We start from the raw sequence: 16050 nt of genomic DNA on the forward strand, positions 1-16050 counted from the left end.
TGTCTACACAGTCTCTTATGCTTATTTTGTTAACTTTGTCAAGTTCATATTATACCAAATTAGATGAGCTTACCCTGCTCTACGAAGCGCAGCCAGTTATCGAAGATTTAGAAATTCTTGACCCTTATTTAGCTCCCAAAATCAAAGGAGTCAAAGATACTTACTTGGATGTTAAAGCAAAAATTGGTGGCAGCAAAACTGCGATCGTTGAAATGCAGGTATTGAATGTAGAATCCTTTGAGAAACGGATTTTATACAATGCTACCAAAGCTTACTCAGTGCAATTAAAAAGCGGAGAAAACTACAACCTGTTAAATCCCGTGATTGCCTTGACGATTACAGATTTCCAAATGTTTGAGCATCTGGAAACAGTAATTTCGCGGTTTTGTATCAAAGAAAAAAACAACTTAGTCGAGTATTTGGCGGATGAATTAGAATTTGTCTTTGTTGAGTTGCCCAAATTTGACAAGACTTTAGCAGAATTAGAGACTCTGACTGACAAGTGGATATATTTCATGAAAACCGCTCGCACGTTAAGGTCTGTGCCGGAAGAGTTGGGAAATGTACCGGAACTCCGCAAAGCTTTTACAATTGCCAATGAAGCAAATCTCGATCCTGATGAATTGGAGGATTTAGAAAGGCGAGAAATTTTTATTCAAGACCAGCGCGGTGCAATTACCAAAGCTACCAGAATCGGGATAGAACAAGGAATCAGACAAGGCATCGAACAAGGCATCGAACAAGGCATCGAACAAGGCATTGAACAAGGCATCGAACAAGGCATCGAACAAGGCATCAAACAAGGAAATATGACATTAATTGTTCGTCAGTTGGAGCGCAGTGTCGGCGTGCTGTCGCCGGAGTTCAAAACCAGCATAGCTCAGTTATCCGCTCAGCAATTAGAGAATCTAGGAGAGGCACTATTAGACTTTGCCAGTTTGTCAGATTTGACAACTTGGTTGCAAGCACATAACAATCGTCAATAATTTGGTCAAATGGGTGTAGGGGGCAATCCCCCGTGGTTGCCCTTATGGATTACCAAAAACTTGGGTCTAAAGCCCCATCCTTTTAGAACGGCTTAGTGTTAGTATCTTAGCGTAGCGATTTTCCACGTAAGATGTTCGTTCTAGAATTCAAGGCGAAAGGAAAACCAAATCAGTACGCAGCAATAGACGAGGCAATTAGGACTGCTCAGTTCGTTCGGAATAAGTGCATCCGTTTCTGGATGGATAACCGAGGTGTTGGGCAAAAAGACTTGTATCGGCACAGCACTGCGCTCAGAGAAGAGTTTCCTTTCGTCAAAACCTTGAATTCTAGTGCTTGCCAAGCGTCAGTCGAGAGAGCTTATTCTGCAATTGCTCGGTTTTACGACAACTGCAAGAAAGCTCTTCCCGGAAAGAAAGGTTATCCGACTTTTAAGAAAAACTGTCGCTCAGTTGAATATAAAGTGAGCGGCTGGAAACTTTCAGAAACCCGCAAGCAAATCACTTTCACTGACAAGAAAGGAATTGGTAAGCTCAAACTAAAAGGAACGTGGGATCTAAACTTCTACCAGCTCGATCAAATAAAACGGGTACGCTTGATCCGTCGCGCTGACGGTTACTACGTTCAGTTTTTGATCGGTGCTGAAAACGAAGTAGATACGACGCCGACTGGTAAAACACTCGGTTTGGACGTAGGGCTCAAAGAGTTTTATACAGACTCTAACGGTCACTCTGAACCAAACCCCCAGTTTTATCGAACCACTGAGAAACGGTTAAAGTTTCGACAGCGCCGCGTTTCTCGTAAAAAGAAAGGCTCTGCCAACCGCAAGAAAGCAATTAATCGATTAGGAAGAGTACACCTCAAAATAAGTAGGCAACGTGAAGAACACGCTAAGAGACTGGCGCGTTGCGTAATCCGATCTAACGATTTGGTCGCCTACGAAGATTTGAGGATTAAAAACTTAGTAAAGAATCACTGTCTCGCCAAATCGATCAATGATGCGGGTTGGTATCTATTCAGGAAGTGGCTGGAGTATTTTGGAGTAAAATTTGACCGGGTGACGGTTGCCGTCAATCCAGCATATACTTCGCAAAAATGTTCTAACTGCGGTGCAATCGTAAAAAAAACCCTATCCGTAAGAACCCATGTTTGTGAATGCGGGTTCGTTATGGATAGGGATTGGAATGCTGCGATTAATATCCTGAAATTAGCCTTGAGTACGGTAGGGCATACCGGAACTTGGGTCAAAGACCCGAACGCTTTGGGAGATTCGACCTCTACTTTGGCTGGAGAAATCCTGTCGCAAGCAAGTTGAGTCTACGAACAAAGAATCCCCGCTGCTTTAGCACCGGGAGTGTCAACTATGTCACATTTGAGTCTGACCTGACATTGAAACATCTAAAGTCGAAAATCCTATGAGCAAATTTGTGTTTGTGACTGGTGGCGTGGTTTCCAGCATCGGCAAGGGAATTGTCGGTGCTTCCTTGGGCCGCCTATTAAAGTCGCGGGACTATTCAGTCTCGATTTTGAAGCTAGACCCCTATATTAACGTTGACCCCGGCACTCTGAGCCCGTTTCAGCACGGAGAAGTCTTTGTCACGCAAGATGGTGCGGAAACTGACTTGGATTTGGGGCACTACGAGCGTTTTACCGACACTTCCATGTCTCGCCTCAATAGCGTCACCACGGGTTCCATTTATCAAGCGGTGATTAACAAAGAACGCCGCGGTGAGTATCAGGGGAGCACGGTGCAGGTGATTCCGCACATTACTAACGAGATTAAAGATCGAATTCACCGGGTAGCAAAAAATACCAATCCCGATGTGGTGATTACGGAAATCGGCGGAACGGTGGGAGATATTGAATCTTTGCCGTTTTTGGAGGCAATTCGCCAGTTTCGCAAGGATGTCGGTCGGCAAAATGTTGTGTATATGCACGTCACGCTGATACCTTGGATTCCTTCGGCTGGGGAGATGAAAACTAAACCGACTCAGCATTCGGTGAAGGAATTGCGGTCGATCGGCATTCAACCAGATATTTTAGTCTGTCGGTGCGATCGCCCGCTGTCTTTGGGCATGAAACAGAAATTGTCGGAATTCTGCAACGTCCCCGAAGAATGTGTCATCACCGCTCAAGATGCTAAAAGTATCTACGAAGTGCCGCTGATGATGGAACAGGAAGGTTTGGCGGAACAAACGCTCAATTTGCTGCAACTCGAACATCGCCAGCCAGATTTGCATCAGTGGCAAACTTTAGTCAACAGGCTTTACAGTCCCAATCACAAAATTGATATTGCTTTAGTTGGCAAATACGTGCGGTTGAACGATGCTTATCTTTCGGTGGTCGAAGCTTTGCGGCACGCGGCAATTGCGATCGGCTGCGACCTGAATTTACACTGGATTAACTCAGAAGATTTAGAATCGGGAAACCTCGATAATTATCTCAAAGGTATCAACGGCATTCTTGTACCCGGAGGTTTTGGGGTTCGGGGAGTTGACGGCAAAATAGCGGCGATCGAATATGCTAAACACCACAAAATTCCATTTTTGGGATTGTGTTTGGGGATGCAGTGTGCTGTGATTGAATGGGCGCGCAACATCGCTCAACTAGAGGATGCCAACAGCGCTGAATTTAACCCAGATACAGCGAATCCGGTAATTAATTTATTGCCAGAACAGCAAGATGTAGTCGATTTGGGCGGTACAATGCGACTGGGTTTGTATCCGTGCCGTGTCAACCCAGACACGCTAGCTTTCAAACTTTATCAGAAAGAAGTGATTTACGAGCGGCACCGCCATCGGTACGAATTTAACAACGCCTACCGCAATCTTTTCTTAGAATCAGGTTATGCAGTCTCCGGTACATCTCCAGACGGCCGCTTGGTAGAAATGATCGAATTTCCCAACCATCCCTTTTTCATAGCCTGCCAATTTCACCCCGAATTCCAATCTCGACCTAGCGCCCCCCACCCCTTGTTTCAAGGGTTTATCCAGGCCGCTAGCATCCAGGGAAAGCAGGATGTTTTAGAAGATGAGGATCGCGACTTGGTGGCCGAGAAAGTTGCAGCAAACTGATCTCATATCATGTGCGATCGATTAGTTCTGATATATTAGATGTCTGTAGGGGCGGTTCAGAGTACACAATATTCAAATCGCCCCGGCAATCGACATTACAAAACCCGCCCAACAGACCAATAGGATTTGATAGGGGTTGCACTTATCGGACTAGATATCGGGCAGCATTCTCAACGAGTGAAAAACCTCCCCCCCAACCCCTATGCTAGGGCTGGGGGGCTAGTACCACAAGGGAGAAGGCAGAAGGTAAAAATGCAATACGGTTCAGTTAAGCTCGATCCCCTGGCGCCTAGGGCGGGCACAGGGGCACCGCCCCTACAAAGGGGAGTAGGGGGTGGGACAAGAACTTACTCTTGCGTCCCCCTTGGGAAGGGGGATTTAGGGGGATCTCGCCCGGAATAAATAGTTTTAACCCAAGCGTATTGGGTAAAAATGCTGATATTTTTACTTAACTTTTTAGCTTGGATTTCAATGGTGATACCAGTAAAAAAAAATGTAACTTTAGGCAACTTCCCAACCCCGATAGTCATCAGTCATGCCCAATCTAAAATCTAAAATCTAAAATCTAAAATGGTATGAGTTGTCAAACTATCCTAAAATACCAGGAAACACAGGTTTGAGGAGGCTTTGTGGCTTATTGGAGCAAAATTACTTATGAGAAAAGTACATACATAATTGACCTTGACACTATTAGTGCTTTTTCTAGCGAACTGGATAACAAGCGTCTCACCTTTTGGCTGCCTAATAGCAGTCAGCCGATTATCCTCAATCCCCAAGGCAATTCTGAGGCTTACAAGCAAGTTCTCGATTACCTCAAAAAAACCATCGATCGCAATTCGAGAGGTTCGTGGATTAAAATTCATTATGACCGCAAAGAATTTGCGATCGATATGAGTCGAATTAGCTCTTTTGCTTGCGAACAGAACGGTCGGCTAAGCTTTTGCCTGCCGGACAGCGCAACTAATATTATTATCCTGCGCCAAAACAACCCGGAAACTTATCAAGAAATTCAGGAATACATTAAAAATACCACTGGACAATCTCTGCCATGAAGCAGTCATTAGTCATTAGTTGTTAGTCATTAGTCATTAGTCGTTAGTTGTTAGTCATTAGTCATTAGTCATTAGTCATTAGTCATTAGTTATAAGTATGAACAATGAAGGAGGAAGGAAGACTATTTTTAGTAAATCCTAACATTCATTTTATTTTTTTTTGGGGTAAGGTGCTTAGGTTGCACCCTAAGTTTAGATATGAAAAAAGCGCAATAAACTGCGCTGCTTTTTGAAATTTTAACTATTGAACAAGCTGCCAAGCTAATTTTGCTGCCCCTACAATGCCTGCTTGATTGCCCAATTCAGCCACCAATAACTGTAAATCCTCGCGAGAACTCGGCAGTACACGTTGCTCAATTTCTTGTCGAACCTTCGGCAAGAAAAATTCTGCACCTGCACTAATTCCACCGCCGATAATAATAGCTTCCGGCGTCAAAATATAAATGAGACTTGCCAAACCGATACCCAGATAGCGCCCGTAATTTTGCCAAAATTCTAAAGCTTTGGCATCTTCCGACTTAGCTAGATTTGCTAATTCTAGCGGTTCCAAACCCGTTTCGCGGCGAATTGCTTGCACCGAAACGTACTGTTCTAAAGAACCGCGATTGCCGCTGTTGCACTCCGGGCCGTCGGGATTTATAGTAATCAATCCTAGTTCTCCGGCCGCGCCTTGATGACCTACAAATAGTTTGCCGTCTAGGATAACTGCACCGCCGACTCCTGTACCTAAAGTTATTAAAATTAGGTCTTTAAAGTGCCTTCCTGCGCCCAACCAAGCTTCTCCCAATCCGGCACAGTTGGCATCATTTGCTAATATTGTCGGCAGTCCGGTTTTAGCTTCCAACCAGTCAGCGAGGGGGACGTTATGCCAGTTTTTGAGGTTAATTGCTACTCTGGCTATGCGGCCGGCGGCGTCTGCAGGGCCTGGAGTGCCGATGCCGATCGCACTTACAGCATTTTCCACCGGATTCAGTTGTAAAATAGCATCGGTCATCGCAGCTAAAACGGCTTCTGGCGTTGCCGGTTGAGGAGTTGGAACAGTTAAGGATTGGTGACAAATGCCGTCTTCGCTAAATCTGCCGAGTTTAATTGCGGTTCCGCCTAAGTCAATGCCGATTACTTGTGTCATTCGATTTGAGTTTTGGATGCAAGGATTTGGGATTAATCCTCATAGGATAAACATATTTTAAGGTGCGGACTGTACACATTACCAAGTAAGTTTGTAGTGATAATTTAAATCCTCCAACTCCTATTTTAGTCTATAATACTTAGCGACAAAAAATGGGTTAATTATTAATACTATCATACCGATCGCAATTCCTAGCAAAAATTATGGATACCAGCGAGTTCGCCTATTTAATTTCGCCTAACTTACGTTGCGCTACCTCTCGGTTGTGCAAAGCATCGTGATAGTCTGGTTGGAGAGCAATTGCCTGGGTATAAGATGCGATCGCATCTTCAAATCTTCCTAAATTATACTGCTCATTCCCCCGATCGCACCACGCTTTCGCCTCTACATTAACTTCCGATTCTGCCTCCGCAGCTTCTGCGCCTTTGCGGTTCACTGCCCCAGAAAAACCCAAACCATCCCCAACAAACACCGCCTCAATTACCATCCCCTTTGTCTCCTCCTCCTCAACCTCCGGCAGCGGAAACCGTGTCAATATCTCCCGCCCAATTTGCCTCGCCACCTCTGACAATTCCCCGCTGCCAATTCTACCTAACAAAACCAGCCGCTGCGCCAATTCCTGAAGCGATGCCACCGCATCCGTAGGGGCGGTGCCCCCGTGCCCGCCCTGCTGGTTTTCCCCCTCTAACAATCGAGTCCCAAACCGTCGCAGCCAAGCAGCCAATTCACCATCTTTAAGGCGTTTTGCGATTAAGAATCCCGCTACATCTCCTCGACTCCAGCCGACATTCACCCCTTCCAGGATTTCCATGAATTTCGACTCGTATTCCGCGTCAGTTTGGGTGGGGCGGGGCGCAGGTGGTGGCGGCGGTGGTGGGGGTGCGGTTCCTAATAGGCGCTGGATGAGTCGTTTGAGGAATTGCCAAATTTTGTTTAGCATTTGTGGGGATGGGTTGGGTTGTTTCTATTTTATACGAATGCGGACAGGTTTGTCGGTATCTGCGATGGGAAAGGGGCGGGTGTTTGAGTATCTGGGATCGGTGGGTGCGGGTTGATGAATTATGCTATTTGATGATATAAATTTCGGCTAACCCGCCCTACCAATTTTGCTATTTTAGATGTATTATTTTATTATCAAATACCGTAGGGGCGGGTTCGCCCACAATCTATAATTCCCATCCCAAATATTGATAAACCCGCCCCTACCCAACCAACTAACCCATATTACCAAATACCTAGATAGAGTGAATATCGAAGAAACCGGGTTTTTTCCTAATCTGCGGATTATCGCGAATATTTTTTGTAAAAACCCGGTTTCTGGCCACTCGCTTTGTTCCTACTTTAAAAGCGGATAATACAGTTCTCCTGTTGAGTTGATATAACCGGCCCGATCGCCCGCTAAATCCCCCGTTCCCATAAATACGTCAACTCTCCCCGCGCCTTTGATTGCGCCGCCAGTATCTTGATCCAAAACGTACCGATTCACGGCATTTTGTTCGAGTTGTCCCGCCCCATTCGGATAAGGGAGTTTTGTACTAATTAATGCTAGTGCGCCGGGGGGCATTAAAGCTTTGTCGGTGGCGATCGACCTTTCGGCAGTTACTGGCACTCCAATGCTTCCTGTGGCTGGAGCTCCATTACTATCCCGGAAGAATACAAAGCTTTCATTTTTCGGCAAATATTTGTTCATATCTGCGGGAAAGTTGGTAAAATATTCCCTTAGTTTCGGCAAAGTTAACTCTTCTAAAGTAAACTTTCCGTCTTTAACTAATTCTCGTCCGACTCCTGTATAACTGTGACTGGTTTTGCCTGCAAAACCGACGGTCATCTCGCTACCATCTGTTAGTTGCAATCTCGCAGAACCTTGGACGTGCACGAGAAATGCTTGGAATCGATCGCGCAACCAAACTAATTCTAATCCTCGCAGCAATCCTTTACTTGCCTGCAAAGCATCTGCGCCTTCTAATTGCAATCTTGTCGGGTGAGGTTTCGGCCAAGATGCCATGTTTGGCGGCATCCGGTACAGGGGATAACGGTATTCGGAATTCGGCGTGCGAGAGGCTGCGTAAGTCGGCTCGAAATAACCTGTAAATGCTACTGTTCCTTTGCCGTCTTTGCCCGTGGATTTGTAAAATACAAATTCGCGCTTGACAGATTCCTGAAGTTGTGCTGGGGTTGTGGAACTGACAACTAATTGGCGGAATCGATCGAGGGAACGGCGGACTCGATCGCGCGTAACTCCTGCGACTGGATAGCGGCTGTAAGCGCTGGCGGCGGCTGATGTATTGAGATAGCGGAGGCTGTGGTCGATCGACCTTAACAGCAATTCTTTATCGCCCGGTTTGCCATTTTCGCCCCAGATTTGAGCGTCAAAGGCGATCGACTCCAACTCACTCGCTTGTAATTGATTTACACTCATTGGTTGCAGCGATGGAACTGCAACGGCGGGCACCGAAAAAGCGATCGCCAAAACGCAACAGGCGATCGCTAATAGCTGATAGCGAAAAATCTTGCTCAATTTCCAATCTTCCCTACTGAATTGATTATTTTCCTTATTCATCGTATCGTTCGACGCTAGAAGTAAATATCGGTTCTACGCGAATTGCGAGAACACTGGTAGGCCGAACTACCATGTATTCGCCTTGAATATTTTTAATCGGGACGTTAAGAAATTCTCTTGAATCTTGTTTCGGCACCAGCGTACTGCTGTACCATTTTTGAAAATCTTGCAGGGTTGCGAAACGCACTTCTTCGCGATGGCCGCCCTCAAGCAGCAGGTGCACGGAATATTCGCTGGGAGTTCTAGGCATAGGAGATGGGGAGAGTTGTTGGAGGACAATTTAAAATCTAAAATCTAAAATTGATGTGGCTGCCCTCAAGCAGCAGGTGCACGGAATATTCGCACTTGTGTTCTAGGCATATCTGTATTTTAGATTTTTGATTTTAAGCTTTTGGAACGATTCCATATTTTACCTCTTCCTCGGCGCATTCCCTCATTTAGTAGGTTGGATTGAGGGAGGGGGAGAGACTGGGAGAAGGAGAGAGTGGGAGAGGGGGAGAGTGGGAAAAGGGGAGGGTGGGAGAGACCGGAGAGTTGTTGCAGGAAAATCTCAATCTAAAATCTAAAATCGATAAAGTTGTTGCAGGAAAACCCCAATCTAAAATCTAAAATCTAAAATCGCGCAATCGATTGACGGCGGCCCCCATCTGCGGCTACGCTGTGAAATTAAGGTTGCTTTGCTTGCAGAGGAAGCGGCCCGCGTCGCCCAAAAATCTAGTTGCACTGCCCAAAGCTGTTACCAGCAGCAATGGACAGCTACCGCCAAACTGAGTAAGCAGTATGGAGGCTGATTGAGAATTCTAACATTCTCTGTAGCCGCCCTGCTCTGTGTTAACGTGCGGGGCGGCTGGGTTTTTGGGTTTTCCTAGAAAACCAAAAACCAGGAGATCATATTATGTCACAGGAATTCGTGCCTGACGATAACTTTTCCGCGCGTCCAAATGACGACTCAGCAGTATCCGAACAGGAAGTCGTGCGGATAACGGTTGTCGGTTCCCGCGCCGCCGTGTTAGAAACCATCCACACCTTGTACCGACTGGGATTTGCCGCCGTCGGGGATTGGAGTCCGCCCCAGCGAGGCGCACAGCCGGGACAAGTTATAAGCGTACTCATTCGCCGATCGCGCAAAGCCTAAAAATAGGGTGAAATACGGTAGGGAAACCGTGTCTTTCGTTGTGTCAACAATCGCCTGAAACCATTGATAAATCTAGGTTTTAGCTAAGTCTAGATCCCCCTAAATCCCCCTGATTGTTGGGGAGTAGGGGTTGACTTTGAGAAGACTCTTGTCCCCCCCTTCTTAAGGGGAGTAGGGGTTGGCTAGGGGGGATCTAGATTTAATACTCAAACAACAGTCTGTGATTGGGTTTGACGTTAAGTTGACACCAATGGCTTCTTGGAGTGTCCCTACAATGATTAATCTGGCGGAATAAATGGATTGTGTATTTTAGAACACGATTTGACCGCAACACTTAAAATAGTCTTGATTTACCGATCGACTGCACCCTTTTCTCATCAATATTTCTGGTTAGCTGGGGGTGTCTGTGGGCCGGAGTTGCTAGGTTCTGCTTCCAAAAGGCTGAGAATGGTGCACAATTTCAAATTAACAACAAAACTTGCACTTTTTTGAGTAAGCTTTTGGGGGAACAGCTTAGAAAGCCTGTTTCTAAGAGTGATGCAAAATATCAATTAATCCTCAACCTTGTCCAATTACCAATTACGAACCTATGCCCCGTCGTCAAGACTTAAAAAAGATTCTTCTCATTGGTTCCGGCCCAATTGTTATCGGTCAAGCGTGCGAATTTGACTATTCAGGGACACAAGCTTGCAAAGCTTTGCGAGAAGAAGGTTTTGAAGTAGTGTTGGTGAATTCCAACCCGGCAACGATTATGACCGATCCGGAAACTGCCGATCGCATTTACATCGAACCTCTAACGCCGGCCATCCTCGAACAAATCATCGCTAAAGAAAGACCTCAAGCAATTTTACCGACTATGGGCGGTCAAACGGCGCTAAATTTAGCAGTTGCCGTCGCTAAAAATGGCGTTTTAGAAAAATACAACGTCGAGTTGATTGGTGCTAAATTGCCAGCAATTGAAATGGCAGAAGATCGGCTATTATTTAAGGAAGCGATGGCGCGAATTGGTGTCGCCGTTTGCCCTTCGGGAATTGCCAACACTCTCGACGAAGCCAAAGCCATTGGTCACCAAATCGGCAGTTATCCGTTAATTATTCGTCCTGCTTTTACAATGGGCGGCACGGGAGGCGGCATTTCTTACAATCAAGAAGAATTTGAAGAAATGGCACAAGGCGGGATTGATGCCAGTCCAGTCTCGCAAATTTTGATCGAACAATCTTTGATTGGTTGGAAAGAGTACGAACTCGAAGTAATGCGAGATTTGGCAGATAATGTAGTGATTATTTGTTCGATCGAGAATCTCGACCCGATGGGCGTCCACACCGGCGATTCGATCACCGTCGCCCCGGCGCAAACTCTCACAGACAAAGAATATCAGCGCCTGCGAGATGCTTCGGTGAAAATTATTCGCGAAATCGGAGTTGAAACCGGCGGTTCCAACATTCAATTTGCCGTCAATCCAGTCAACGGAGATTTCATCGTTATTGAAATGAACCCTAGGGTTTCCCGTTCCTCCGCCTTGGCCTCGAAAGCAACTGGTTTCCCTATTGCCAAAATGGCGGCAAAATTAGCGGTAGGTTACAGCCTAGACGAAATTTCCAACGATATCACCAAGAAAACTCCGGCGTCTTTTGAGCCGACAATTGACTACGTGGTGACGAAGATTCCCCGATTTGCCTTTGAAAAGTTCCCCGGTTCCGAACCGACTCTGACAACGCAAATGAAGTCAGTTGGGGAGGTAATGGCGATCGGGCGCAGCTTCAACGAATCCTTCCAAAAAGCCCTGCGGGGATTGGAAACAGGCCGCGCGGGTTTCGGCTGCGACAAACCGGAAAAGTTGCCGAGTTTGGAACAAATTCGCGCCGGATTGCGGACGCCAAATCCCGATCGCATTTTTACAGTTCGCCACGCGATGATGATGGGAATGTCGGTGGAAGATATCTTCGAGTTTACAGGAATCGATCCTTGGTTTTTGGATAAAATGCAGGAATTGCTGGAAACTGAGAAGTTCTTGAAACGAACGCGGTTGGAACAGTTGACAAAAGAGACAATGTTTGAAGTAAAGCAGTTGGGTTTTAGCGATCGCCAAATTGCTTACGCCACCAAAACATCGGAAGATCAAGTTCGCGCTTACCGCAAACAGTTAGGCGTCATTCCGATTTACAAAACAGTCGATACCTGTGCCGCTGAATTTGAAGCGTTTACACCGTATTATTATTCCACCTACGAAGCGGGTGCGGCTATTTGGGAATTGGGCGATGAAGAAAAGAAAGTTTCGCCTGTGGGCCACAGTCTCGCGCCGGAGTCGGAAGTTTTGCCTTCTACCAAGCGAAAAGTGATGATTTTAGGTGGCGGGCCCAACCGGATCGGACAGGGAATTGAGTTTGATTACTGCTGTTGTCACGCTTCCTATTCCCTAGGAGAAGATGGCTTTGAGACAATTATGGTCAACTCGAACCCGGAAACGGTTTCGACGGATTACGATACGAGCGATCGCCTGTATTTTGAACCGCTAACAAAAGAAGATGTTCTCAACATCATCGAAGCCGAAAATCCAGAGGGAATAATTATTCAGTTTGGCGGACAAACCCCACTGAAATTAGCGCTTCCTTTACAAAAAGCCCTCGAAAATCACCCCGATGTACAAACAAAAATTTGGGGTACTTCGCCGGATTCCATTGATACTGCTGAAGACAGGGAGCGATTTGAAAAGATTCTGCGCGAGTTGGATATTCAGCAAGCTGCTAACGGTTTGGCCCGTAGTTTTGAGGATGCTTTAATAGTAGCTCAACGCATAGGTTATCCGGTAGTGGTGCGACCGAGTTACGTATTAGGCGGGCGAGCCATGGAAATTGTTTATTCCGATACGGAATTGGAACGTTACATGACCTATGCCGTGCTGGTAGAACCCGATCATCCGATTTTAATTGATAAGTTTTTGGAGAATGCGATCGAGGTTGATGTCGATGCGATCGCCGATGTTACTGGCAATGTGACGATCGGCGGTATTATGGAGCACATTGAGGAAGCGGGAATCCACTCCGGCGACTCTGCTTGTTCTATCCCTTACCAAACACTTTCTGATGCAGCTTTGGTAACAATCCGTCGCTGGACTGTAGAATTAGCAAAATCCCTGAAAGTAATCGGGTTGATGAATATTCAATTTGCCGTTCAAGGGGAAGAAGTTTTCATTTTGGAAGCTAACCCGCGCGCTTCTCGAACAGTGCCTTTTGTCTCCAAGGCGATCGGAGTTCCCTTAGCAAAAATGGCCTCGCGAGTCATGTCTGGCAAAACTCTAGAAGCTTTGGGTTTTACTGAAGAGATTATACCCACTCATGTTTCGGTAAAAGAAGCTGTATTGCCCTTTGCTAAGTTCCCAGGAACTGATACCTTGTTAGGGCCAGAAATGCGATCGACCGGCGAAGTCATGGGAATTGACACCGATTTTGGTAAAGCATTTGCCAAAGCTCAATTAGGTGCTGGACAAATGATGCCGCTGTTTGGAACCGTGTTGGTTTCGATGCGCGATCGGGACAAACTAGCAGTTGTACCCGTTGTCAAGGAATTCTTAGAATTGGGTTTCCGAGTAGTCGCAACTCACGGGACACGCAAAGTTTTGCGAGAGCAAGGTTTAGAGGTAGATTTGGAATTGAAACTGCACGAAGGGCGGCCGAATTTGTTGGATTCGATCAAAAATGAGAAAATTCAACTAATTATCACCACACCTTCCGGCGAAGAATCCCGGGCCGACGGAATCTTTATCCGCCGCACAGCTTTGACTTACAAAATCCCGATTATTACCACAATAGCCGGTGCCAAAGCGACAGCAGCGGGAATTCGATCGCTCAAATCTCACCCGATGGAAGTAAAAGCAATTCAAGACTATTACCCGCAAGCCTAGACTGGGAAACACTCAAAGGTAGGGTGTGCAGGGCGCACTATTAGTGTCAACTGAAGCTTTTAGTCCGCCAGTCCTCCGGCTCACCCGGCAGTCCGCCAGGGAATGAATTCCCTGTCTGATAGCGAAAGTCCTCTCAAAGAGGACTGAAGAACTCATTAGTCTTCATAGCGAGGACTTTCGCTTTGAGGCTGTTGTTTCAAACCCTGCCGGACTGAGGGTTTAACGTTAAGTTCACACCAATGACCGCGCACCTTACCCTAAACATAAGGTGCGCGTCACCAAAACCTAATCTGCATCGGAATCCAAAACTCCGCTAGACAGCATCAACCTCGGCCAAACTAACAAGAAAAAGCCCATCCAAGCTAATAAAGGAATCGCGACTAAAACCGTTATCCAAACAGTTTTTAATAAAAACCAACTACCGCTAATCAGGCTAGTACCAGTTAAAAGAATCGACCAAGGCTGACACCACCAAGGTTTGTAACTCCAAGGACTAATAGCTTTTTGATTAGAAAGTTTATTATCAGAAATAGATTTCATATTTTTAGTAATTTTTTAGGGATAATAGTCTGGGTAGCTGGATTAACCGAAGTTAAACATTCATCACATCTTCTGCTGTCAGCGTTAATTCTGGAAAAGTCCGCGACACAATTCGTTCGCTGCCTTTAAACGCGCTTCTTTGATAATTGCCATCTGCATCCAAAAGGTGAACCAATACAGTTGGAATTTTGGGATTTCCCAGAAATTCCCTGCTGCCAATTGCTAAATAATCGACAATCCAATACTCAGGAATTCCGAGGCGCCGATATTCGTCCAATTTGTCTATATAATCGTCCTCCCAATTTGTTGATGTTACTTCCACTGCCAGTTGAATTGGTTCCCGCATTGCAGCATAAGCAGAACGGTTCGATCGCCACAAATCGCGATCGATGACGCTGACATCCGGTCTCCGCCCTTGTTCGATGCCGGCTTTACTTACAGTTCTGATAACGGCTGTAGTGTTGACTACATAATTCAAATTTAGTCGCCGGATTTCATCGTTGAAGCCAAATAACAGGAAATTAGCAACATCATCATGATTTCTTGTGGAATTCATCTCTACTATTTCTCCATTTACCAGTTCATAACGTCCATCTTCTGGACATTCTACAAGGAATTGGTCAAAGGTTAATTGCTGTGTGACTGTTGCAATCATAAGATTTATCCTTATTTTGCAGTAATACTATTAGCCTATATTACCACAGGCAGGAAGAATTTTGTTTTTTTGACGGCAGACATCCAATTCTAAAATCTAAAATATACAATCAAAAATCAAAAATCGATTCACGTAAATGGTAAAATGCGATCGCCAGCGGGCAGATTGAGTTAAATATGTCACCTACTTGCTAGGGTAGAAAGTAACAAACCTAGAAATCGAGCCACTCCCAGGTCAACCCCGAACCATGAGACTAGACGAAGCCGTAGAATTTGCCGAAAACCCAGAGCCGCGCTGTCCCTGCGTCCTCCTGCTGGACACCTCCGGCTCCATGCAAGGCGCACCCATAGATGCCTTGAATGAGGGGCTGGAAATTTTTAGGAATGACCTAATTAAAGACGAACTAGCTAAAAAGCGAGTCGAAGTCGCGATTATTTCATTTGACAATCAAATCAAAATCGTGCAAGACTTCGTTACCGCCGACCAGTTCGAGACGCCACTGCTGACAGCTCAAGGACAAACCCACATGGGCGCCGGCATTCAGCTAGCATTAGATACCATTGCGGCCCGCAAATCGGAATACCGCAACAACGGCATTACCTACTACCGCCCGTGGGTATTTATGATTACTGACGGCGAACCTCAAGGTGAATCCGACGATGTTGTGGAAATAGCAGCACAGCGGATTAAAGAGGAAGAAATTAACAAGCGCGTGGCATTTTTTGCAGTCGGAGTGGAAGGTGCTAATATTCCTCGTCTCGCGCAAATTGTCGAGCGCACGCCTGTAAAATTGAGAGGATTAGACTTTAGAGAGATGTTCATCTGGCTGTCGGCTAGTATGCAGAGAGTTTCTCACTCAAAAATTGATGAACAAGTAGCACTGCCCCCACCCGGATGGGGAACTGTTTAGTTATTAGTCATTAGTCATTGGTCATTGGTCATTGGTCATTGGTCATTGGTCATTAGTATGTGACAAGCGGTAATGTGTGGTGTACATCGCCCTACCAAATTAGTAAAGTG

13 protein-coding genes are annotated in these 16050 nt (G+C 45.9%); 7 read left to right on the plus strand and 6 right to left on the minus strand.

Translation table 11 applies throughout. The features are described 5' to 3' along the window. Window positions 1-17 precede the first annotated feature (17 nt). The 4 genes from QT973_RS14930 to QT973_RS14945 all read left to right on the plus strand — a co-directional run bounded on the left by QT973_RS14930 (window position 18) and on the right by QT973_RS14945 (window position 5110). The gene (locus QT973_RS14930; protein WP_333391645.1) at window positions 18-986 is read left to right on the plus strand and encodes an Rpn family recombination-promoting nuclease/putative transposase; all 969 of its coding nucleotides are present in this window, start codon (window positions 18-20) and stop codon (window positions 984-986) included. Between the two features lie 131 nt (window positions 987-1117). Next, window positions 1118-2299, plus strand: a complete 1182-nt coding sequence (locus QT973_RS14935) for a transposase (protein ID WP_333054304.1) — start codon at window positions 1118-1120, stop codon at window positions 2297-2299. Window positions 2300-2399: 100 nt separating this feature from the next. Next, a complete protein-coding gene (locus QT973_RS14940) occupies window positions 2400-4058 on the plus strand; it encodes a CTP synthase (protein WP_333207921.1) in 1659 nt (552 codons plus the stop codon). Window positions 4059-4687: 629 nt separating this feature from the next. Next, window positions 4688-5110 (plus strand): hypothetical protein, encoded by a 423-nt coding sequence (locus tag QT973_RS14945; protein ID WP_333149438.1) that lies wholly within the window; start codon window positions 4688-4690, stop codon window positions 5108-5110. A 241-nt stretch (window positions 5111-5351) separates the two neighbouring features. Here QT973_RS14945 and QT973_RS14950 read toward each other — a convergent pair whose 3' ends face one another. The 4 genes from QT973_RS14950 to QT973_RS14965 all read right to left on the minus strand — a co-directional run bounded on the left by QT973_RS14950 (window position 5352) and on the right by QT973_RS14965 (window position 9049). Further along, window positions 5352-6239: an ROK family protein gene (locus tag QT973_RS14950; RefSeq protein ID WP_333054299.1), complete on the minus strand. Its 888-nt coding sequence runs from the start codon at window positions 6237-6239 to the stop codon at window positions 5352-5354. Between the two features lie 223 nt (window positions 6240-6462). Beyond that, window positions 6463-7179, minus strand: coding sequence for a tetratricopeptide repeat protein (locus QT973_RS14955; RefSeq protein WP_333391614.1), 717 nt, complete (start codon window positions 7177-7179; stop codon window positions 6463-6465). A gap of 396 nt (window positions 7180-7575) precedes the next feature. Next, the gene (locus QT973_RS14960; protein WP_333391616.1) at window positions 7576-8799 is read right to left on the minus strand and encodes a murein transglycosylase A; all 1224 of its coding nucleotides are present in this window, start codon (window positions 8797-8799) and stop codon (window positions 7576-7578) included. Beyond that, window positions 8792-9049, minus strand: coding sequence for a hypothetical protein (locus QT973_RS14965; RefSeq protein WP_172192361.1), 258 nt, complete (start codon window positions 9047-9049; stop codon window positions 8792-8794). The genes QT973_RS14960 and QT973_RS14965 overlap by 8 nt, the downstream gene beginning before the upstream one ends. A gap of 645 nt (window positions 9050-9694) precedes the next feature. Here QT973_RS14965 and QT973_RS14970 point away from each other — a divergent pair. Further along, the gene (locus QT973_RS14970) at window positions 9695-9934 is read left to right on the plus strand and encodes a hypothetical protein (RefSeq protein WP_333054294.1); all 240 of its coding nucleotides are present in this window, start codon (window positions 9695-9697) and stop codon (window positions 9932-9934) included. A gap of 589 nt (window positions 9935-10523) precedes the next feature. After that, the gene (gene carB, locus QT973_RS14975) at window positions 10524-13835 is read left to right on the plus strand and encodes a carbamoyl-phosphate synthase large subunit (protein WP_333054411.1); all 3312 of its coding nucleotides are present in this window, start codon (window positions 10524-10526) and stop codon (window positions 13833-13835) included. Between the two features lie 285 nt (window positions 13836-14120). Here the strand turns inward: carB and QT973_RS14980 are convergent, their stop codons facing one another. Continuing rightward, window positions 14121-14375, minus strand: coding sequence for a DUF6737 family protein (locus QT973_RS14980; protein WP_333054293.1), 255 nt, complete (start codon window positions 14373-14375; stop codon window positions 14121-14123). Between the two features lie 52 nt (window positions 14376-14427). Then, the gene (locus tag QT973_RS14985; RefSeq protein ID WP_333259489.1) at window positions 14428-15030 is read right to left on the minus strand and encodes a Uma2 family endonuclease; all 603 of its coding nucleotides are present in this window, start codon (window positions 15028-15030) and stop codon (window positions 14428-14430) included. A gap of 247 nt (window positions 15031-15277) precedes the next feature. On the opposite strand from QT973_RS14985, the gene QT973_RS14990 reads away from it, so the two are divergent. After that, window positions 15278-15940 carry a VWA domain-containing protein gene (locus QT973_RS14990; protein WP_333054290.1) on the plus strand — a complete coding sequence of 221 codons (663 nt, stop codon included), beginning with the start codon at window positions 15278-15280 and terminating at the stop codon, window positions 15938-15940. Window positions 15941-16050 lie beyond the last annotated feature (110 nt).

Source organism: Microcoleus sp. Z1_A1 (assembly GCF_036700305.1).
Lineage (GTDB): Bacteria > Cyanobacteriota > Cyanobacteriia > Cyanobacteriales > Microcoleaceae > Microcoleus.

Bases quoted from the DNA above. Each gene is read 5' to 3' on its own strand.
- QT973_RS14930 (WP_333391645.1), top strand. From the start codon at position 18: ATGCTTATTTTGTTAACTTTGTCAAGTTCATATTATACCAAATTAGAT.
- QT973_RS14935 (WP_333054304.1), top strand. From the start codon at position 1,118: ATGTTCGTTCTAGAATTCAAGGCGAAAGGAAAACCAAATCAGTACGCA.
- QT973_RS14940 (WP_333207921.1), top strand. From the start codon at position 2,400: ATGAGCAAATTTGTGTTTGTGACTGGTGGCGTGGTTTCCAGCATCGGC.
- QT973_RS14950 (WP_333054299.1), bottom strand. From the start codon at position 6,239: ATGACACAAGTAATCGGCATTGACTTAGGCGGAACCGCAATTAAACTC.
- QT973_RS14955 (WP_333391614.1), bottom strand. From the start codon at position 7,179: ATGCTAAACAAAATTTGGCAATTCCTCAAACGACTCATCCAGCGCCTA.
- QT973_RS14960 (WP_333391616.1), bottom strand. From the start codon at position 8,799: ATGAATAAGGAAAATAATCAATTCAGTAGGGAAGATTGGAAATTGAGC.
- QT973_RS14965 (WP_172192361.1), bottom strand. From the start codon at position 9,049: ATGCCTAGAACTCCCAGCGAATATTCCGTGCACCTGCTGCTTGAGGGC.
- QT973_RS14970 (WP_333054294.1), top strand. From the start codon at position 9,695: ATGTCACAGGAATTCGTGCCTGACGATAACTTTTCCGCGCGTCCAAAT.
- carB (WP_333054411.1), top strand. From the start codon at position 10,524: ATGCCCCGTCGTCAAGACTTAAAAAAGATTCTTCTCATTGGTTCCGGC.
- QT973_RS14980 (WP_333054293.1), bottom strand. From the start codon at position 14,375: ATGAAATCTATTTCTGATAATAAACTTTCTAATCAAAAAGCTATTAGT.
- QT973_RS14985 (WP_333259489.1), bottom strand. From the start codon at position 15,030: ATGATTGCAACAGTCACACAGCAATTAACCTTTGACCAATTCCTTGTA.
- QT973_RS14990 (WP_333054290.1), top strand. From the start codon at position 15,278: ATGAGACTAGACGAAGCCGTAGAATTTGCCGAAAACCCAGAGCCGCGC.